The organism is Nocardioides sp. Z35_8 (genome assembly GCF_059621125.1).
In genome coordinates, this window is sequence record NZ_JCAQIE010000001.1 from 117170 (window position 1) to 137121 (window position 19952).

The 19952-nt window shown below is 73.2% G+C and carries 18 protein-coding genes and 1 riboswitch; of the genes, 9 read left to right on the forward strand and 9 right to left on the reverse strand.

Going from position 1 to position 19952, the window contains the following annotated elements; genetic code table 11:
* The first annotated feature begins 14 nt into the window (after positions 1 to 14).
* Positions 15 to 1538 (forward strand): M28 family peptidase, encoded by a 1524-nt coding sequence (locus AC54T2_RS00575; RefSeq protein ID WP_496665234.1) that lies wholly within the window; start codon positions 15 to 17, stop codon positions 1536 to 1538.
* 10 nt (positions 1539 to 1548) lie between these two features.
* On the opposite strand, the gene AC54T2_RS00580 is transcribed toward AC54T2_RS00575, so the two are convergent.
* Positions 1549 to 1959: a VOC family protein gene (locus AC54T2_RS00580; protein ID WP_186339032.1), complete on the reverse strand. Its 411-nt coding sequence runs from the start codon at positions 1957 to 1959 to the stop codon at positions 1549 to 1551.
* A gap of 85 nt (positions 1960 to 2044) precedes the next feature.
* Positions 2045 to 2109, forward strand: a riboswitch (guanidine-III (ykkC-III) riboswitch).
* A gap of 12 nt (positions 2110 to 2121) precedes the next feature.
* On the opposite strand from AC54T2_RS00580, the gene AC54T2_RS00585 reads away from it, so the two are divergent.
* Complete coding sequence (locus tag AC54T2_RS00585; RefSeq protein ID WP_489975078.1) at positions 2122 to 2436, forward strand: SMR family transporter; 315 nt, start codon at positions 2122 to 2124, stop codon at positions 2434 to 2436.
* 41 nt (positions 2437 to 2477) lie between these two features.
* On the opposite strand, the gene AC54T2_RS00590 is transcribed toward AC54T2_RS00585, so the two are convergent.
* Entirely contained in the window at positions 2478 to 3248 is a 771-nt protein-coding gene (locus AC54T2_RS00590) for a 3'(2'),5'-bisphosphate nucleotidase CysQ (RefSeq protein ID WP_186339034.1), read from the reverse strand.
* A 66-nt stretch (positions 3249 to 3314) separates the two neighbouring features.
* Positions 3315 to 4181: a helix-turn-helix transcriptional regulator gene (locus AC54T2_RS00595; protein ID WP_186339035.1), complete on the reverse strand. Its 867-nt coding sequence runs from the start codon at positions 4179 to 4181 to the stop codon at positions 3315 to 3317.
* Positions 4182 to 4618: 437 nt separating this feature from the next.
* Between AC54T2_RS00595 and AC54T2_RS00600 the strand changes: the two genes are divergently transcribed.
* The 6 genes from AC54T2_RS00600 (at position 4619) to AC54T2_RS00625 (ending at position 11710) form a co-directional block, all read left to right on the forward strand.
* A complete protein-coding gene (locus AC54T2_RS00600; protein ID WP_496665235.1) occupies positions 4619 to 6121 on the forward strand; it encodes a sensor histidine kinase in 1503 nt (500 codons plus the stop codon).
* Positions 6099 to 6782: a LuxR C-terminal-related transcriptional regulator gene (locus AC54T2_RS00605; RefSeq protein ID WP_496665236.1), complete on the forward strand. Its 684-nt coding sequence runs from the start codon at positions 6099 to 6101 to the stop codon at positions 6780 to 6782. The genes AC54T2_RS00600 and AC54T2_RS00605 overlap by 23 nt, the downstream gene beginning before the upstream one ends.
* A gap of 349 nt (positions 6783 to 7131) precedes the next feature.
* Entirely contained in the window at positions 7132 to 8598 is a 1467-nt protein-coding gene (locus tag AC54T2_RS00610) for an exopolysaccharide biosynthesis polyprenyl glycosylphosphotransferase (protein WP_496665237.1), read from the forward strand.
* Between the two features lie 46 nt (positions 8599 to 8644).
* Positions 8645 to 9409, forward strand: a complete 765-nt coding sequence (locus AC54T2_RS00615) for a hypothetical protein (RefSeq protein ID WP_496665238.1) — start codon at positions 8645 to 8647, stop codon at positions 9407 to 9409.
* A gap of 4 nt (positions 9410 to 9413) precedes the next feature.
* Positions 9414 to 10697, forward strand: coding sequence for an MFS transporter (locus AC54T2_RS00620; protein ID WP_489975083.1), 1284 nt, complete (start codon positions 9414 to 9416; stop codon positions 10695 to 10697).
* Positions 10694 to 11710 carry a hypothetical protein gene (locus AC54T2_RS00625; RefSeq protein WP_496665239.1) on the forward strand — a complete coding sequence of 339 codons (1017 nt, stop codon included), beginning with the start codon at positions 10694 to 10696 and terminating at the stop codon, positions 11708 to 11710. Before AC54T2_RS00620 ends, AC54T2_RS00625 begins: the two co-directional genes overlap by 4 nt.
* Here AC54T2_RS00625 and AC54T2_RS00630 read toward each other — a convergent pair.
* The 6 genes from AC54T2_RS00630 to AC54T2_RS00655 form a co-directional block, all read right to left on the reverse strand.
* The gene (locus AC54T2_RS00630; RefSeq protein ID WP_496665240.1) at positions 11707 to 13449 is read right to left on the reverse strand and encodes a hypothetical protein; all 1743 of its coding nucleotides are present in this window, start codon (positions 13447 to 13449) and stop codon (positions 11707 to 11709) included. The two genes, AC54T2_RS00625 and AC54T2_RS00630, sit on opposite strands and share 4 nt — an antisense overlap.
* An 83-nt stretch (positions 13450 to 13532) precedes the next feature.
* Positions 13533 to 14837, reverse strand: a complete 1305-nt coding sequence (locus AC54T2_RS00635) for a DUF4082 domain-containing protein (protein ID WP_489975086.1) — start codon at positions 14835 to 14837, stop codon at positions 13533 to 13535.
* 323 nt (positions 14838 to 15160) lie between these two features.
* The gene (locus AC54T2_RS00640) at positions 15161 to 16588 is read right to left on the reverse strand and encodes an AMP-binding protein (protein ID WP_489975087.1); all 1428 of its coding nucleotides are present in this window, start codon (positions 16586 to 16588) and stop codon (positions 15161 to 15163) included.
* Between the two features lie 3 nt (positions 16589 to 16591).
* Positions 16592 to 16852: a phosphopantetheine-binding protein gene (locus tag AC54T2_RS00645; protein ID WP_489975088.1), complete on the reverse strand. Its 261-nt coding sequence runs from the start codon at positions 16850 to 16852 to the stop codon at positions 16592 to 16594.
* Between the two features lie 19 nt (positions 16853 to 16871).
* Complete coding sequence (locus AC54T2_RS00650) at positions 16872 to 18161, reverse strand: pyridoxal-dependent decarboxylase, exosortase A system-associated (protein ID WP_496665241.1); 1290 nt, start codon at positions 18159 to 18161, stop codon at positions 16872 to 16874.
* A gap of 17 nt (positions 18162 to 18178) precedes the next feature.
* A complete protein-coding gene (locus AC54T2_RS00655; protein WP_496665242.1) occupies positions 18179 to 19123 on the reverse strand; it encodes a hypothetical protein in 945 nt (314 codons plus the stop codon).
* 151 nt (positions 19124 to 19274) lie between these two features.
* Between AC54T2_RS00655 and AC54T2_RS00660 the strand changes: the two genes are divergently transcribed.
* Positions 19275 to 19952, forward strand: a complete 678-nt coding sequence (locus AC54T2_RS00660; RefSeq protein WP_496665243.1) for a polysaccharide deacetylase family protein — start codon at positions 19275 to 19277, stop codon at positions 19950 to 19952.

Sequence of the window (19952 nt, forward strand, 5' to 3'; positions counted from 1 at the left end):
TAGGTTCGCCTTCCATGAACCACTTCTCGGGATCAGACCAGTCCAGCCTGCCCACCCAGCCCACCCAGCCCACCCCGTCCGGCCAGCCCGCCGCGGCGCTGACGCGGCGCAAGCTCCTCGCCGGCGCCGCCGGAGGCGTCGCGATCGTCGCCGCGGGTCAGCCCGCCTGGGCCGCCGACGCCACCCGCCCCGGAGCGGTGCGCGGCCCCTCCCTCGCCGTCCGTGACCGCCTCGTCGTCAAGGGCATCCGCCCCTCCCGCGCGCTGTCCGACCTGCGGGTGCTCTCCGAGCGCATCGGCCCGCGGATCGGCGGCACCGCCTCGGAGCGGGCCGCCGCCGAGTTCGCCCTCACCTCGCTGCGCAGCGCCGGCTGCCGCGACGTACGCCTCGAGCCGTTCGCCGTCGCCGACAAGTTCCTCGCCGACATCGGCGACCCCGACCGCCAGCTGGCCGACGACATCAGCTGGCAGGCCGGCGCGTCCCCCGACGCCGGCCTCGACCGCGCCCCGGTCACCGGCCGCGTGGTCGACGTGAAGGCGGCGACCGCACCCGCGTGGCCCGCCGACCCGGCGGCGATCACCGGCGCGGTCGTGCTGGCCGACGACGCCCAGGACGCCACCCCCGCCACTCGCGTCGAGCTGCGCGCGGCCTTCGTGCTCGAGGCCCAGCGACGCGGCGCGGCGGCCGTGATCCTCCTGCCCGCCGACCTGGAGTATCCCCGCCGCGCCTCCGCCTCCTCGCCGCGGCTGGTGCCCACGACGGGGTCGAGCGCCCCGCCGTGGACGCCCGTCGCGACGATCCCCGTGCTGGGCGTCGCGCAGGTGCAGAAGCGGCTGCTGCGCGAGGAGCTCGCGGTGCGCCCGCTGCGCCTGACGATCCGCACGACCTCGCACCGCGGCCTGACCAGCAACAACGTCCTCGCCGACATCCCCGGTCGCGCCCGCGCCGGCGGCCCGCTCGTCTACATCTCCGCTCACTACGACTCGGTGATCGGCGCCCCCGGAGCCAACGACGACGGCTCGGGCACCGTGCTCACGCTCGAGCTCGCCCGGGTGCTGCGCAAGCTGCCCAAGGTCGACGCCACGATCCGCCTCGCGCTGTGGGGCTCGGAGGAGCAGGGCCTCATCGGCTCGCGCCACCACGTCGCCCAGCTCTCGGCGACCGACCGCGGACGCATCCGCGGCGTGTTCCAGAACGACATGGTCGGCACCAGCTGGAGCCCCGCCACCCGCTACTGGCAGCTGTCGTTCTCGGGCGCCGGCAACGCGACCACCGACCAGATCACCGCCGCCTCGCGACGGCTGGGCTACGAGCCGCAGATCTCGCCGGTGACCCAGCGCGGGGCCAGCGACCACCAGTCGTTCCAGGAGGTCGGCATCGCCTCGGCCAACTTCTCCTGGCGTGGCGAGGCGACGCCGGCCCTGCTCGAGCCGCCCTACCACTCGCCCGAGGACACCATCGACAAGAACATCAGCATGGACCGGCTGACGGTGAGCATGGAGATGATCGGTTGCGCGGCCTACGCGCTGGCCACCTGAGCCTGGTCGCTCACGCAGGCGGGGGTGGCGCGGCGTCCGCCTCCGCCTGCGAGCGCAGGATGCAGAACTCGTTGCCCTCCGGGTCGGCGAACACCACCCATCCGGTGCCAGGCCCCCACTCGCCGCGGTGGTCGGCGACCTCGGTGGCGCCGAGGCCACGGACCCGCTCGATCTCGTCGTCGCGGGTGCCGGTGCGCGGGCGCAGGTCGAAGTGGGTCCGCTTGGGGGGCAGGTCGGCGTCGGGCACCTCGAGGAACAGGATGCTGTGGCCGGTGTCGGGGTCGAGGATCATGCACTCCTCGTGGCCCGGCTCGTTGGGGTCGTCGGCCACGTCGACGTAGCCGAGCAGCGCCTTCCACCAGGTGGAGAGCTCGTAGGCGTCGTGACAGTCGACGGTCGTGTGCGAGACGAAGGAGGTCATGGGCGCCCACACTGGCAATGGGCGCGACCTCCCGCAACCGGCTTTCGGGGTGAGTTGCCCGCCTCGCCCCGGCGTGACACCGTGGGCCGTGCCCCGACCGCGGGCGACCGGACGAGGGAGCCGTACCCGGACAGCGACAAGACGGCCGTCGAGGAGATGGCCATGGCCTGGTTGGTGCTCGTCCTGTCCGGCGTCCTGGAGGCGGTGTGGGCCACCGCGCTCGGCCGCTCCGAGGGGCTCACCCGTCCGCTGCCCACCGCGACCTTCCTCGTCGCGCTCGCGATGAGCATGGCCGGCCTGGGCTACGCCATGCGCACCCTGCCGGTCGGCACGTCGTACGCCGTGTGGGTGGGCATCGGCGCCGTGCTGACCGTGGTCGTGGCGATGCTCACCGGCACCGAGTCGTTCTCGGTGGTCAAGGCCCTGCTGCTGGCCGGGCTGGTCGGGTGCATCGTCGGGCTCAAGCTGGTGCACTGACGCCCTCGATCCGATCGACCCCCTCGACCCGAGGCAGCGGGTCAGTCGGTGCCGTGGCGGCGGACGAAGTCGACGATCTCGTCGGCCAGCTCGGGGCGGCACACGATCAGGTCGGGCAGCGAGGTGTCGTCGGCGTTGTAGACCAGCGGCGAGCCGTCGACGCGGCTGCAGTGCAGGCCGGCCGCCCGCGCGACGGCGACCGGGGCGGCGTTGTCCCACTGGTACTGCCCACCGGCGTGGACGTAGGCGTCGGCGATGTCACGCACCACGCTCATCACCTTCACGCCGGCGCTGCCCATCGGCACCAGCTCGGCGTCGAGCTCGGCGGCCAGCGCCTCGACGAAGGCGGGCGGGCGGCTGCGGGAGACCGCGATGCGGGGACGCTGCGACGTGCGCGGGGGCACCACGCTGGGCCTGCCGGTGCTGAACGTCTCCCCCAGCGCGGGCTGGGCGACCGCGCCCGCGACGAGGTCGCCGTCCTCCCACAGCGCCACGTGGACCGCCCAGTCGTCGCGGGGCGGCTCGGAGAACTCCCGGGTGCCGTCGAGCGGGTCGATGATCCAGACGCGACGCGCGGTGAGGCGCGACTTGTCGTCGGCCGCCTCCTCCGACAGCACCGCGTCGTCCGGTCGGTGCAGGGTGAGGACGCGGTCGAGCTCGGCCTGGGCCGCGGCGTCGCCGGCGTCCTTGAGCGCCTTGCCCTCCAGCCCTTCGGCCGCCGCGCCGGCGCGCACGTCGAGCAGCACCGAGCCGGCGCGCTCGGCCGCCCAGGCGGCGAAGGCGTGGTCGTCGAGCGTGGCGGGGTCGATCATGCTGCGGCCCCCGCGGCGAGGGGGGCGGAGCGGTGCTCGACGTGGGGTGAGGTCATGGACCGAAGCCTAGCGACGGAGGAGCACCAGGGCCGGGGGCGCCCGGTCCGCAGTCCCCCGCCGAGGGTCCGGCACCGCCTCGACCGTGACGCGCACCTCCCCCGCCGCTCGGGGCTCGGCGGCCGGCTCGGCTCGCGGCACCTCCCCCGAGTCCGAGCCGGAGTCCGAGTCCGAGCCCGACTCCGGCTCGCGCTCCGAGCCCGCGTTCGAGCCCGGGTACGACTGGTAGGCCTGGTGGAACGTCGCCACGGCCTTGAGTTGCGTCGACACGCCCAGCTTGGCGCGCAGCGCCTTGACGTGGCTGCGGACGGTGCCCTCCGCGACCCCCATCTCGACGCCCACCTCGGCCACCCGCCGCCCGGACGCGAGGAGCTCGAGGACGCGCCGCTGCTGGGGCGAGAGCGTCTCGAGCTGGGCGCGTGCCTGCCGGCGCCGGTCGAGGTCGTGGGCGTAGGCGGCGCGGAGCACCGCCCGCCTGTCCGGGTCCATCGCCGAGTCGCCGGCCACGAGTCGCCGTACGACGTCGGCGAGCTGGGTCACCGAGGTCGACACGGTCACCACGTCGACGGTGTCATCGGCCAGGAGTCCACCCCATCGCACGGAGGCCTCGGCGGAGGTCACCACCACGACCCGACCGGCTCGTCGGCGCGCCAGCGCCTCGACATGGGCGACGACCTCCGGATTGTCAAGACCGTCCACCACGGCGACGAACACCGCTGGACCGAGCTCCTCGGAGTCGTCGGAGGTCGCCTCTCCGTCCACGGACTCCCACCGGCGGGTGCGTGCAGGCACACCGACGGAGCCGAGCGCGGCGGTGATCGCCTGCGCCACCAAGAGGTGCGGGGACAGCACCCACACCGGACCCGCCACGCTCATGTACGCCTCCCTCGCGCTGGTCGCGCCTCCCAGCCTGTCCGGGCCGGGACGAGGAAAGGTCCCTCGCCACCCAACGTGCACCGAATTGGGGAGGCGGGAAGCAGCGTGGGTGACGCCTACCCGCTTGAAGGGAAATCCATGCCCGCTGGATCCGCCCTGACGGCGACCTGAACGGCTCCTTGACGAAGCCTGCAGGACTCCTGCGAACGGCGGACCAGACCGGCGTTGCCCGATATGGGGGAGGGCTCACACAATCGTCGGACCCCCTCGCGCCACAGTCGCACTCTCGTGGAGGGAGTGCACTCACACACCAACCACGTCGATCTCGCAGGGCGCCGGGAACGCCCACCGTGATCGATCGGCGTGGACCGAAGTCGTATCGCAGGGGGAGCACGATGTTGGGGTTCTGCAGGGGGGATCTGCGTCACTGGGTCCGCATGGGGATCACGGGGCTCGCCTCGTTCCTGGTGCTGGTCTGGATCGGATCGGGGTCGGACCACCCGTGGTGGGCACCGCCGTCGGCGACGACGGTGCCGACGCTCGGGGAAGGCGTCGTCAGCGGCGTCTTCGTCGCCGCAGCCGGGTGCGCAGCCATGGTCACCTGGCGCAGGCACGCCGGGGCGGTGGCCGGGTGGATCGTGGCGACCGGGGCGCTCGTCGCCGGCCAGGCGCTCGCCGTCACGCTGATCGCGCTCCACGAACCGCCGCCGCACGGGTCGAGCATGCACCTCGCCCTGCTCGTCGCCGCGCTCGTCGGCATGCTCGGCGTCGTGGTGCCGCTCCTGGCACCCGAGCGGGTGCGGCGGGTGGTCGACGAGACGTTCGTCATCGGGCTGGGCCTCGGGCTCGTCGCCGCGGGTCACCTGCTGCTGCAGTTCCCGCGGATGCAGCCGTCGTCGCCGGCGATGCAGCTGCTCATCGGCGTGCTGATCGCCACGCACCTGCTCGCCGCCGTCCTGGTGCTCCAGCAGCGGGTCGCGTCCACTGCACTGCGCCTGCTGCTGCTGGCCACGGTCGGCGTGGTCGTCGCAGGCCAGCTGGTCCCGCCGGCCGGGCTCGCCGGCGGTGCCCTCGACGCCGCCCTGTGGGCGGCGCGCACCGCCATCGGCGCCGCCTGGCTCGGGATCGCCTGGGCGCGGCTGCGCCGCAGCCTGGAGGACGAGCGGCGCCGCCTCGACTCCTTCGAGCACGTGCTCGTCGACTCCACCCGCGAGCAGCGCGAGCGGCTCCACGAGCTGCGGAGCACGGTCGCGGGCCTGGTCTCCGGGTCGGCCCTGCTCGACCGGGCGGACATCTCTCCGCAGACCCGCGAGCGCCTGTGGGCCTCGGTGCGCCGCGAGCTCGACCGGATGGAGCGGATGCTGACCGGCGCCGGCGACTCGACCGCCGACCTGCGCCTCGACGACGCGCTGGCCCAGATCCTCGACCTCCAGCGGCTCAAGGGCCGCCGCGTCGAGCTGCACGCGACGTCCGAGGTCGTCCGAGCGCGCTTCGACGCCCTCGCCGAGGTGCTCAACATCCTCGTCGACAACGCCGTCAAGCACGGCGGCACCGACGCCAGCGTCGTGGAGGTCACGCGCCGCGACGAGGACACCGTCGACATCACCGTGACCGACTTCGGCCGCGGGATCCCCCTCGAGCAGCGTCCACAGATCTTCGACTGGGGTCGCCGCGGCAACGACTCGCGTGGCGAGGGCATCGGCCTCAACGTCGCGCAGCGGCTGATGACCGAGGCCGGCGGGTCGCTGCGGCTCGCCGAGCGCGAGGGCGCCGGGTCGTCGTTCGTGATCTCGCTGCCCGCGGCTCGCGGCTCGGCCGAGAACGGGCTGGCGAACGAACTGGCCAAGGACCTGACCAAGGACCTGACCAAGGACCTGACCAAGGGCCTGACCACGGACCTGAGGATGGAGGACGACCGTGCCGGGCGCATCTCGCGGTGAGCACCGCGTGCTGATCATCGACGACCACGTGCTGTTCGCGGAGTCGCTCGAGCTCGCCCTGTCGCTGGAGGGCTACGACGTACGCCGCCTCGAGCCCCCCGAGGAGGGCGGCTCGATGGCGACGCTGAGATCGCTGGCCCTGCGGGCCAACGCCCGCACGGTCCTGCTCGACCTCGACCTGGGGCGGTTCGGCGACGGGATGAACCTCGTGGCGCCGCTCGCCCGGGCCAACGCCAACGTGGTCGTGCTGACCGCGTCGGACGACATCGGCCGGTGGGGTGCGTGCATGCGGCTGGGGGCGCGCAAGGTGCTCTCCAAGAGCGGCGCGCTGCAGCAGGCGCTCGCGACCGTGCGACGACTGCACCAGGGGTTGCCGGTCGTCACCCGCGAGGAGCTCGAGTCGCTCCTCGAGGCCTGGGCGCGCGACCGCCAGGTGCACGACGACGTACGCCGCCGCCTCGACCTGCTCACCCCGCGCGAGCGGCAGGTGCTGGGGGCCCTCATCGAGGGCCGTACGGTGCGCTCGATCGCCCAGGACAGCGTGGTGTCGGAGGCCACGGTCCGTACGCAGGTCAAGTCGATCCTCGGCAAGCTCGAGGTCTCCTCGCAGCTGGCGGCCGTGGGCATGGCCAACCAGGTCGGCTGGAAGCTCGGCGCCTGACCCAGCAGACCCCCCGTGCGCGCGGTTGCGGCGGCCGAGGAGGGGGACCTCGGCCGCCGCCACTGGTTCGCTCGGTTCCAGGTGACGAAGCGTGGGGTTCCGCGTCACGCCAGCGGCCACCGGAGTGGCCAGTGCGGGGCTGGCCCGAGAGATGCGAACCAGTGCTGGTGCACCTCCTCGAGAGTAGGGCCGGCCCCGGCGCGGTGCCCATCCCTCCGAATGGGTATCTCCCGGGCGCGCACCGCTTTCGCTCATTTGCGGCATGCCCCCGGCGGCGGTCCTTCCTAGGCTCACGGGAAGGTCAGCAAACGGGGTGCCTTGGGCGGTGTCCCGGAGGGGGATGGTGAGCATGACGCAGGTCGTGTCCGACGTGGTCACACCGGACGGAGGCGTGCTGGCGAGGCCGGTCCCCCGCCCGCGCAGCATCGCCATGGTGCCGCCCCTGGCGGCCCCGGTCGCGGAGCCAGTCGTCGAGACGGTCCTCCGTCGGGCGTCGAGGCATCGCTCGTGGCCGGCGCCGGCCCTGGACCTGGCACTCGGTGTGGCCCTCGCGGTCGGCTGGTCGGCCCTGGGCAGGGTCGGGCTGGGCGCCGCCCTGGGCATCGCGGCCGTGTGGCCGGCCGCGCTCGCGATGTCGGGCCGCTACCGCCACCAGGCCCTGGGCCACGCGCGGTCCGAGCGGCTCGCCGTGGTGCTCGGCGCCGGCGGTCGCACCGCCGTCCTCGCGCTGGCGGCGTCGCCGTGGCTCGGCGACGCCCACCCCGCGTCCCTGGGCGTGCTCGTCGCGGGACTCACCGTCGCCAGTGCCGTCCCGTTCGTCGGCCCCGGACGCTCCCGGCCCCGCGTCGTGCTCGCGGGCAAGCCGCGCGCGGTCCGTGAGGCCGCGGCGCAGCTGCGGGCGAGCGGCACCCACGAGGTGGTCGCCGCCTGCCTGACCCGGGCCTCGGCGACACCGATCGAGGGCGACGTGCCCGTCTACGTCGGCCTCGAGTCGTCCTCGGCGGCCGCGGACGACCACCGCGCCGACGCGCTCGTGGTGCTGCCCGGAGCGCGCCTGTCACCCGTCGAGGTGCGACGACTGCACTGGTCACTGGGCAAGATCGGCACCGAGCTCTTCCTGGGCACGGGCCTCCTCGACGTCGAGCCGCAGCGCACCCGCGTCATGTCGACAGCGGGCCTCGACGTGCTCCACGTCGGCAAGCCGGCGCTGCACGGCCCGCGCCGGGTGCTCAAGGACCTCGTCGAGCGCACGCTCGCCCTCGTCGCCCTCGTCCTCGCCCTGCCGCTGATCGCGGTCCTGGCCGTGGCGATCCGCCGCGAGACGCCGGGACCGGCGTTCTTCCGCCAGGAGCGCATCGGGCGCGACGGCGTGCCGTTCACGATGCTCAAGCTGCGCTCGATGGGGGTCGACGCCGAGTCGGTGCGGACCGGGCTGGCCGACGACAACGAGAAGGACGGCGTCCTGTTCAAGATCGCCCACGACCCGCGGATCACCCGGCTGGGCAGCCGGCTGCGCCGCTACTCCCTCGACGAGCTGCCCCAGCTGTGGAACGTCGTGCGGGGTGACATGTCGCTGGTCGGTCCCCGTCCGGCGCTGCCGTGCGAGGTCGCCCAGTACGACGTCGACCCCCGGCGCCGGCTCGTGGTCAAGCCGGGAGTGACGGGCCTGTGGCAGGTGTCGGGTCGCTCCGACCTCACCTGGGCGGAGTCGGTGCGCCTCGACCTGAAGTACGTCGAGAACTGGTCGCTGCGCCTCGACCTCTCGATCCTCGTCCGCACCGTGAGCGCCGTGCTCGGGCACCGCGGCGCCTACTGATCACGCGACCTTTCGTTCCACCAACGACCGTGGGGGTCGCCAGTCCATGAACACCAGACGATCGCGCAACGCCGGGCTCGGCGTCGCAGCCTGCCTCGTCCTCGTCCTCGGCGGCTGCGGCGCCGATGCGGCGTCTCCCGACGACGCGCCCGGCTCGTCCCCGGCCGCGACGGGCTCGGCCGGCTCGCCTTCGCCGTCCGCTGGCACGGCGGACGGGGAGGCAGACAGGAACGCAGACGGGGAGTCGGGCGGAGGGCCGGGCGGCTCGGGGGCTGCCACGACCGGCGACAGCGACAGCAGCGTCGCCGGCGACGCCGGCGACGAGGCACCCGACCCGCCCGGAGATGGCGACGGCGACGGCGCGAGCCCCGGGACCGAGGGGCCGCCGGCGCCCGAGGCTCCGGTCACCGGCCTCGCCGAGCTCCTCCCGCCGGCCGACCCCGCGCCGCTCGTGACGTCGCCCCTCCCGCGGGCGGCGAGCGCGCGGGGACGCCTGGTGCGACGGTTCCCGGCCGCCCTGCGCCCCACCCGCTCCGCGGCGGTGCAGAGCAGCAGCGTCTCGCCCTCGGGCGACCGCCTCCAGGTCGGGCTGGTCGCGTCGACCGCGCTGTCCGCGTCCCAGGTGCTCCTCGCCTACCGCACCCGCCTCGCTCGCCGGGGTCTGGTCGAGACGGCCGCGCCGCCGGCCGTCGCCGGCTCGCAGGCGGCCGCCTTCCGGCGCGGCGGCAGCATCGTGACCGTGACGGTGACCCCGCGCGGGTCGGGGGCGACGTACTCGCTCCACGCCTCGCTGCGCGCCGGGCGCGGATGAGCCGGTGTACATCTCGCTCCGCGACCGGCCGGCGGCCGGCGCGACCACGACCGGCACCACGACCGGCACCACGACCGGCACCGCCACCACCCGGCCGCCGGTCGGCCGGGTCGTCGTCACGCTGGGGATCGTCTCGCTGCTGACCGACGTGTCGTCGGAGTCGGTCTCGGCGATCCTCCCGCTCTACCTCACGGTCGTCGTCGGCCTCACGCCCGTGGCGTACGGGGTCATCGACGGCCTCTACCAGGGCGTCAGCGCGCTCGTGCGCCTCGGGGGCGGGTGGCTGGCCGATGCCTCCGACCGTCCCAAGTGGGTGGCGTTCCTGGGCTACGGCCTCTCGGCGGTGGCTCGCGTGTTCCTGCTCTTCGCCAGCGGGGCGGCCGGGATCGCGGCCGTCGTGACCGCCGACCGGATCGGCAAGGGGATCCGCACCGCTCCGCGCGACGCGATGATCAGCACCGCGGCCCCGACCGAGCACCTCGCGCGGGCCTTCGGCGTGCACCGGATGCTCGACACGATCGGCGCGGCCCTCGGCCCGCTGATCGCGTTCGGCCTGCTGGTGCTCGTGCCCGACGGCTACTCGGTGGTGCTCGTGGTCTCCCTCGCGTTCGCCCTGGCCGGCGTGGCGCTGCTGGGGCTGCTCGGCCCCGACGTGCGCGCCCGGCGCGACGCGGCCCCGACCGGGCCCACGCCGCCGCCCTTCCGATGGCGCGACCTGACCGACCCGCGGCTGCGTCCGCTGCTCGCGGTCGCCGCGGTGCTGGGCCTGCTGACGGTGGGCGACGGGTTCATCTACCTCGCCCTGCTCGACCACGGCGGCATCAACGTCACCTGGTTCCCCCTGTTCTACGTCGGCACCAACGTGGCCTACCTGCTGCTCGCCGTGCCGATCGGGCGCCTGGCCGACCGGGTCGGGCGGGCCCGCACCCTGGTCGTGGGACACCTGGCCCTCGTCGGGGCCTACCTGTGCGCCGTGCTCCCGACCTCGACCGCCGCCGCCACCGTCGGCACGCTGGTCCTGCTGGGCACGTTCTACGCCGCGACCGACGGCGTCATCGCCGCGATCGCCGGGCGGCTCGTGCCCGTGCAGGCCCGCACCAGCGGCATCGCCGCGGCCCAGACCGTGGTGGCCCTGGCCCGGATGCTCGCCTCGGCCGGCTTCGGCGTGCTGTGGCTGCTGCTCGGCCCCGCAGGCGCCATGGCGACCGTCGCGGCGCTGCTCACCGTGGCCGTCCTCGCCGCCGCCACCCGCGTCGCGCGACTGGACGGCGCGGCGGTCACCTCGTGAGCGTCCGCGCGCGCGTGCTGGCGTTCGTCGCCCTGACGGTGCTCCTCGCGGTCGCCGCGACCGGCTATGTCGTGGTCGAGCGGCGAGAGGTGCGCGCCGAGCGCGCGGCCGAGCCCGACGCCGAGCAGGCGCCGATCACGTCGGTGACCACGGGACCGCGGATCGTCTTCCGCCACACCGGCACCGACAGCGAGTACGGCGTCGTGGCGGTCGTGCCGCTCGACGACCCCGACGGACCCCGGGCGTTCACCGACGTCTCGTGCGACCGCGTCGCGGCGCGCAGCACCGGCGCGTCCTGCCTGGTCACCGACCCCGGCGTCACGACGTCCTTCGAGGCGCGCACGTTCGACGCGGACTGGCGGGAGGTCGGGCGCGAGGACCTGCCCGGCATCCCGAGCCGCACGCGGCTCAGTCCCGACGGGACGCTCGTGGCCTCCACCGTCTTCGTGGCCGGGCACTCCTACATGTCGACCGGCTTCTCCACCGCCACCGAGGTGCACGCGGTCGACGGCGACGAGCGGTGGGGCAACCTGGAGGACTTCCAGCTCGTGGTCGACGGCCGCCGGGTCAACCCGGTCGACCGCAACGTGTGGGGGGTGACCTTCGCCGACGACGAGACGTTCTACGCGACCGTCGCGACGGGTGGGCGCACGTGGCTGGTCGAGGGCGACCTCGCCGAGCGCACCCTGACCTCGGTCTCGTCCGACGCCGAGTGCCCCTCGATCTCCCCCGACGGCACCCGGGTGGCGTTCAAGGTCGACGTCGACCCGGGCAGCCGGGTCGTGTGGCAGGTCGCGGTCCAGGACCTCGCCACGGGCGAGCGGACGCTGCTCGTCGAGGGGCCGCGCGGGCTCGACGACCAGGTCGAGTGGCTCGACGACGACACGATCCTCTACGGGATGCCGCGCACCGACGAGCCCGGCGTGACCGACACCTGGGCGGTCGACACGACCCCGGACGCGACTCCGCGCCTGCTCATCGAGCAGGCGTGGTCGGCCACCGTCGTGCGTTAGCAGCCGGAGGCAGGCGGCAGCGTGGAGAGGTTGAGGACGTACGCCACGGTGCTGGGCGCCGGGTCCATCTCGCCGCCGACCAGCCGGTCGAGCCAGGCGTCGTCGAGCACCTGGTGCTCGCGGGCGGCGTCGAGCAGATCGGGATGTCGGCGCCAGTGCTCCACCACGCGCCTGGCCAGCACCACGCCGCCGGCGGGCGGCCGGGTGGTGCTCGACAGGCGCTGTCGCGCCTTGGCGACAGCCCTGCGGGACACCGTCCGCGCGGCTCGCGCCGTGGTGGCGAGCCCGGGTCTGGCGAACGCCTCCGGCGGTGGCCGGCCGTCGAGAGGCACCCTGCCGAGCTCGGGGTCGAGGGACATCTGGAGACGGGCGAGGAACACCGACCGCCGCTTGCTCGCCGGCGACATGGCCTGGGCGATGGCGATGAATCGGTCGTCCAGCATCGGGTTGGCCACGGACCGGTCCGTGCACACCGCGGTGTCGGTGACCCCAGCCCAGCGCTGCATGCGCTGCTCGAGGTAGAAGTCGTCGGTGGCGGCGAGCCATTCCTTGCCGGTGGCGGACATCAGTCGGTGGATCCGGTCGACGGCCACGTCCTCGGCGGCCTCGCGCAGCGGTGACACCAGGGCCTCGGGATCGATGCCCTCGTTGGCGAACATCCGCCACCCGGCCAGGCGGGCCACCCGCGCACGCGTCACTGCCGTGCTCCGCGAGGGCCCCAGGTAGTAGAAGCCGCGGGCCACCTCTCCCCCCAGCCCTGCGATGCGGTGCCCCTGGTCGAAGCCTTGCTCGACCACGGTCAGAGCCGCCAGCGCGAGCGGATCGGCCATCTCCTCGAGTCTCAGGCTCGCCTCGACCGCCAACGCGTGGGCCTCCTCGGCGCTCAGGCCGTCGAGGCTCTCCAGCTTCTCGACCTGGTGCCGGAGCCCTGTGCGGGCGGCGATCTCCCCAGCGATCGCGGCGTCGGGCGAGCCCGGCACGCCCAGCGTCATGGCGCGCAGCCCGCGGCGCAGCTCCGGCGGGACCGCGCTGAGGAGGATCCGGGAGTCCTGGCCACCCGTGAGCTGCAGCGTCGCGTCGGGATGATCGGTGACATAGGCCGTGAGGTGGGTGCGCAGCATGTCGGTGGCAGCGGCCACCCCATCGTCGAGGTCCAGGGGCGCGATCGGGGCCGGCCGGCCGTCCTCGAGCTCGACTCGCCCGGAACGGAGGCGTACGAGGTGGCCGGGGGCGAGCTTGGTGACCCCGGCGTACAAGGTGCCCTGACCGACCTGCCAACCGAGCAGGCTCTGGACGGCGAGCGCTTCCCGGTCCACGCCGTGCCCCCCCAGCGACCCCAGGACGCGAGCCGACGTGCTCAGCGCTGCGCAGCCGTCCCACTGCGCGTGGTAGAGGTGGCGGAACCCGAGCGCGTCGGTGACGGCCACCGCCTCGTCGTCCGAGATCCGGCGGAAGGCACCGAAGGGGGGCAGGATCTCGGCGAGACCCGCGAGGTCCTCGGCCTCGAGCAGGCGGACGACGTCGGCGTCGGTGAGCTGGCGCTCGCGCCGTCGTGCCACGCGGGCGAGCGCGGCGTAGCCGGTGCCGTCGAGGCGGAGGCCGCCCCACGTCGCGACGAGCAGGCCACCCGTCTCCTGGAGGTCCGCCTCGCCGATGCGCGCCACCGCGAGCGCCTCGCGCACCTCGCCGGCAGTGGGGGCGGCAACACCGCGCGACACGCAGAGGACCCCGGGCTGCATGCCGCCAGCCTAGGGCTGGATCGCCGCGTGCTCCTGCCCAATCCTGGGCAGGAGCACGCAGAGGTGGAGGCGGTCGGACGGGCTCAGGGTCGGGCTACCGCCCCGTCGTCGTAGGTGTTGCCCGTCCACTCGTTGCCGGGTGCGTTGCGGTCGAAGTCGGTGATTGGACCACCGCGTCCACACTTGCCGGTCGTGCCGCGCTCGAACACGTTGTCGATGAACCGGATGTTGCGGGCCTGGCCGGAGTAGGGCTTGCCGGCCGAGGAGCCGCCGTAGGCGCAGAACCACGCCGGGGTCGCCTTGAACAGGTTGTTCTGGATGAGGTTGTTCTGGACCGGACCGAAGTCGCCGTAGCCCGTCAGCGGGGCCGAGCAACCCGCCTCCGGCGGGACGTCGGGGGCGTCGCAGGCGATCGTGTTGTGGAGGATCTGGGAGTTCATCCCCATGCGGATCCCGGACTCGTGGTAGTAGCCCGAGAGGTCCTTGAACTGGCCGTGGACGTAGGAGTCCTTGACCGTGCAGTCCTCAGCGCAGTTGATCGATCGGTTGCCACCGACGATGTGCACGCGTTCGGCGACGAAGTCGGTCTCGCCGAGACCGGTGCCCTCCTTGTTGCCGGCGTCGATCATCGTGTCCTTGATGGTGAGGCTGCCCCCGGAGGCGACGCCCACGGTGCCCACGATGGAGGAGCGCGAGACGGTGACGTTGGGCGCGGCGACGGTGAGGCTGCCGGCGATGGTCTTGGCGTCGATCACCGCGCCGGCCTGGGTGATGGTCATCGGCCCGGTGTAGGTGGTCAGCGCCGTGCCCGCCGGCACGCCCGTGTTGGTGGCGTCGGGCCAGCCCGTGCTGGTGGGAGTCGGCGTCGGCGAAGGCGTGGGCGTGGGCGTCGTCTCCCCGGTGGTCGTCGGGCTGAACAGGACGTCGACCCAGTAGTTGGAGTGACGGTGGCTGCGCGTCGGGAACGTGGACTTCGCGCCGTAGCGATAGACGCTGCTTGCCTTGCGCACCGTGCGGAGGTAGTCGTTGGACCGCTGCTTCTTGAGTCCGCCCTTGGTCACGGCGTAGCGACCCTTCGGCGCGAAGACCGAGACCGTGTAGATGGTGCCGGGCTTGACGACGACCTTGCGCGGGAACTCCACGTCCACCCAGCCGGGGCCGCGACGGGGAGCGATGCGGGCCGTGGCGAGTCGCTCGCCGTCGGCGTTCCAGAGCGAGGCACGCCTCGGGGTCGTCCCGGCGCCCTGGGCGATCTTGTAGACACGCGAGCCGGCGATCTTTCCCTTGCGGAGGACCTTGAACCGCAGTCCCAGCTCCACCGACCTGGCGTCCGGGTCCTTCGCGACCTTGGTCGGCGCCTTGGCACCGAACAGAGTGACGGGTGCCACGGCCCGGGGCTCCGTGCCGGGGACCGCCGGCGACGGCGTGGCCTCGACGGTCACCGCCGCAACGAGTGCCGCGACGAGTGCAGCGACAGCTGCGAGCGCCAAGGCCTCAGATCGGGTGCGGGCGTGCTGACGTTCGTGTCGGAACATGAAGCAACTTTCCGTGCGACAACGTGGACCATCCCCGTCCGGCCAGTAAGGCACACCCCGTGACCGCGACAAAGCCGCACACCATCAAACGGAACACATACGTCACACCAGACCCAGGAGTGTGGCGGAATCAGTGATTTAGCCAGAATTTGGTATCAGATCGTTCCGCGAGTTCATCAAGAACCCGCGGCCGCGACCTCAGCCAGCCGCAGCGCGCCGGCGTGGTCGGTCTTGCCGTTGGCCAGCCGCGGTATCCCGTCGACGCGCACCAGCACGTCGGGGCGGGAGTCGGGAGACATGTGGGCGGCGAGCAGGTCGCCGACCCGTTCCTCGTCCACGTCACCGTCTCCTGCCGGCACCGCCAGGGTCACCAGCTCGCCGGTGCGGATCGCGACGGTGATGGCGTCCATCCCGGTGGTCTCGCGCAGCACCCGGTCGACGTCGTCGAGGTTGACGAACACCCCGCTGCGCTTGACCAGCCGTCCGGACCGCCCCAGGCAGACCAGGTCGTCGCCCGCCGTGCAGCCCAGGTCGCCCGTCACCACCCGGCCCGTCTCCCACCGCGGATAGAGGGGATCACCACCGAGGTCGTTCGAGGGACCGCCCAGCAGATACCCCTCACCCAGGTGCGGCGACCGGACGGCGAGCATCTCCGTCACGTCGTCGCCGTCGCCCTCCTGGACCATGGCGGTCCGCCACGGTCCGACCCTCCCTCGACCGATGGACACCGAGCCATGTCGCGACGTCAGGTGATCCGACCGGTCGAACGCCGCGGCGCTGGCGAAACCGGCCGTCTCGCTGGTCCCGTAGGTGTTGACCAGCGTGGGCACACCGAAGCCGAAGACGTGCTCGGCCTGGCCGTGCGAGAGACGGTCGCCACCCGACCCCCACACCCGGAGCGAGACGGGGTTCGCCGAGCCGACCCGCTCCGCTCGGGCCAGGTCGATGAAGCGCGGCGCCACGCGGACGTGGGTGGCACGTGCCCGGGTGAGGAACGCCAGCGGACGCATCCGGTCACCCAGCGCGCTCGACACGACGAGAGAGGCACCGCTGGCCAGGGCCAGGAGCCAGTTGGTCATCGACAGGTCATAGGCGGGATGCGAGGGCTCGGCGAGCCGGTCGCCCGGCCCGAGCCGGAGTGCGGCCGCGCCGTGGGGCGCGAACTCGGCAAGACACGACCACGTGGAGAGCACGCCCTTGGGAGCTCCGCCAGTGGAGCCGGAGGAGGTCGCGACGTAGCCTCCCGAAGCGGGGCCGTCGCTGGTCGGAGTGCGACCGGTGAGCCCCTCCGAGTCGACCACCACGTCCGGGTCGAGAGCCGCCTCGATGGCCGAGACCCGCTCCGGGGCCGCGGAGGGGTCGACGAAGCAGAAGGTGAGGTCGCCGGCAACGGCGGCGAGGAGCACCTCCACCGCGTCGACCGATGCCGGCAGCCGCGCGACCACGACCGGGCGTTCGCGGACCGACAGGGACCGGATGCGCGCCGCCAGGTGCTCGGCGCCCTCGAGGACCTCGGACAGCGGGCGCACCTTCCTGCGGTCCGACACCGTCGGCGGTGCGGCGCCCGCCGCGGCGGCTCGCACGAGGCCGTGCAGCTCGACCATGCCTCAGGAGGTGCAGGTGTCGATGTGCCGCGCGAGCGAGTCGACCGTGCCGAACACCTCGGCGGTGATGTCCTCCTCGTCGAGCTCGAACTCGAATCGGTCCTCGATCGCGGTGATCAGCTCGACCAGGGCGAGCGAGTCGAGCTGCGGCAACGAGCCGAACAGCTCGGTGTCGGGCGGGTAGTCGGAGGGGCTGCCGCCGAGCAGCTCGGCGAGCATGCCGGCCAGCACGTCGGCCGTCCGGGTGAGCATCATGTCGGTCATCTCGTCACCTTTCGAGGGTTCACACCAGCACCTCCAGCGGTGCGGCGTGGCTGAGGAACTGGGTAGGGCTTGCGGTGAGCCCGTAGGCCCCGGCCTGGAAGAGGACGACCAGGTCGCCGACCTCGCTCACCGGCAGGTCGACCTTGTCGCCGAGCAGGTCCAGCGGCGTGCAGAGGCACCCGACCACCTGGACGGTCTCCGAAGCGGCCTGGTCCATCCGCGTCCCCACTGCGATCGGGTAGTTGCGCCGGATCACCTGGCCGAAGTTGCCGGACGCCGCCAGCTGGTGGTGCATGCCGCCGTCCACCACCAGGAACGTGGTGCCGCGGGAGACCTTCCGGTCGACGACGCGGGTCACGTAGACCCCGGCCTCGCCGACGATGTATCGGCCGAGCTCGAGCAGGACGCGGGCGTCCGGGAAGGCCGGTCGCAGCCGGTCGCGCATCAGCTGCTGGAGGTTGTCGCCCATCGCACCGAGGTCGAGCGGCTGCTCCTTGCCGTAGTACGGGATGCCGAAGCCGCCGCCCAGGTTGAAGTAGGTCGGCGTCGCCGACATGGCCTCGGCCATCCGCATGACCAGGTCGACCGTCTCGCGCTGCGCCTTCATGAGGATGTCCGCATGGAGGTTCTGCGACCCGGCGAAGACGTGGAAGCCGCGCAGGTCGAGGTCCCGGACCTCGAGCTCGCGGACCAGGCTCGGTACGTCCTCGGCGTCCACCCCGAACTGCTGGGGGCCGCCACCCATCCGCATCCCGGAGCCCTTCACCTCGAAGTCGGGGTTGACCCGGATGGCCACGACCGGCCGGATCCCCATCCGCGCGGCGACGGCGGTGATCCGCTCGGCTTCGAGCCGCGACTCGATCTCGATGACGACCCCTGCGGCAACCGCCTGGGACAGCTCCTCGACGGACTTGCCCGGCCCGGCGAAGCTGACCGTCTCCGGCGCGGCCGGCGTGTCGAGGGCGAGCCGCATCTCGGCACCTGAGGCGACGTCGAGGGAGTCGACGATTCGGCTGAGGTGCTGCACCAGGGCAGGCATGGGGTTCGCCTTGACGGCGTAGCTGATCTCGAGGTCGGCGGGGAGAGCGGCCCGGAGTGCGGCGATGCGGTCCGTCAGCATGGCCCGGTCGTAGGCGAAGAACGGTGTGCTGCCGATGCGGTCGGCGAGGCGGCGTACGGGCACTCCTCCCACCAGCAGGTCCGGTCCTTGCGAGACCCGGGCGCTCGGCCGCACGGCGGGAGCCGGCTCCTTCGAGGGTGCCGCGGCCGCCGCCGGGGCGGGGAGAGCGGTGGCGGGCTGGGCAGTCACTGCACCGATCCCGTCCCTCACCACGCGAGGCATGTCAGCTCGCTGTAGAGGTAGTCGATGTGCTCCGGCGCCAGGGTCGGGCTGCGGAACATCTTGGGACGGGGCCGGGCCAGCTGCCGCCCGCGGCGCACGCTGCCGCCGGCGACCCGATGCTCCACCAGGGTCATCGGGATCCGGTGCCTGGTGAGCAGGTGGCCGGCGACCTGGCCGGCGGCCGTGCGGAACAGGTCCGGGTTGCTGACATGGAGGATCGTCCCGAACGCGCGCACGTTCTTGCGCCGGTCGTGGCGGAAGACCACGTGACAGTGCTCGCGGGGCGTGCTGACGAGGAGGTGCTTGGCAGCGGCTGCGCGCACGTGGTCGCGGTAGCGGTCGAGCTCCGCGGGCGTCAGCGTCTCGAGGAGATCCTGGGCGTCGCTCGAGACGCGGACCCCGTTCCGGGGCGTGGCCGGCAGGTTGGGGACCAGGTCGGTCGTGGTGTCGAGGTCGGCGAAGTGCAGCTTGCGGTTGAGCGGCACGACGTTGCCACTCGGCGAGAAGTCGGTGAAGTGGTAGCCCTCCTGCGCGAGCAGCCGGGTCAGGAGGCGCGTGCCGCGGTGCCGGTGACCCTCGAGGACACACCATGCTCCGAGGTTGCAGAACCGTTCGACCGAGCCGCCGACGACCCGGTCGGAGTAGTAGGCGAGGTAGGCGCCGACGACCTGTCCGTCCTGGCGGAGGTGGTAGCCATGGTTGGGCTGGTCCACCAGCCACGGCACCGCGAGCGCCTCGACCCACTGCTGGGGCGCGACGCGGGCGTTGAGGTGCTGGTGTAGGAACCGGCCGACGTCGGGAAGGTCACGAGACGTGATTGGCTCGACGTGCACCCCCACGCTGGCCTCCTCGAGCTCGAGCGCCCGCGTGCTGATCCCACCCGCGGCGCTTCCCCACACCGAGCCCCGATCGGGACCGATGGCGATCACGCTAGATCCGTCCGGACCGCGGATGCGCCGTAGCGGACGCGCATACCCAACTCATGGGATGTAGGACCGGGAAGTCCCTCCGCGATCCCGGCGCCACGCTCGACTGGAGGTGCGCGGGCACCTGCTCGCGGTGGGTGAGGGGGGAAGCGTCATGCGCCGAGGATCGGCTGCCCGGGTCGTCCACCTCTGCTTCCACGGGATCGGTCGCCCGGCGCGCGACCTCGAGGACGGCGAGGAGCCCTACTGGATCACCGCCGACACCTACCAGCGCGTGCTCGACGAGGTCGCCGGCGACCCTCGGGTGCGGCTCAGCTTCGACGACGGCAACGCGTCGGACCTGGAGATCGGCCTGCCCGCGCTCGTGGAGCGCGGCCTCACCGCCACCTTCTACGTCCTGGCCGCCCGCCTCGACCGGCCGGGCAGCCTGGCGCGCGGCGACGTCCGCGAGCTGTCGCGCGCCGGCATGACCATCGGCTCGCACGGCATGGACCACCGCCCGTGGCGCGGCCTCCTGCCGGCCGGGGTGCGCCGTGAGCTCGTCGAGGCACGGGCGATCCTCACCGAGGCCGCCGGGCAGCAGGTCGACCGGGCCGCGCTCCCGCTCGGACGCTACGACCGCCGCACGCTCGGTCACCTGCGGAGGCTCGGCTACGCGTCCGTCGCGTCGAGCGACCGCCGGTGGTCCACGGACAGCGCCTGGCTCCAGCCCCGGTTCAGCGTCCGCTCGCACGACACACCCCACTCGGTCCGCCGGGAGATCCTCACGCCCCAGCCCTTCGGCCAGCGGGTCAGGCTCGAGGCCGTCGGCCTCGCCAAACGACTGCGCTGA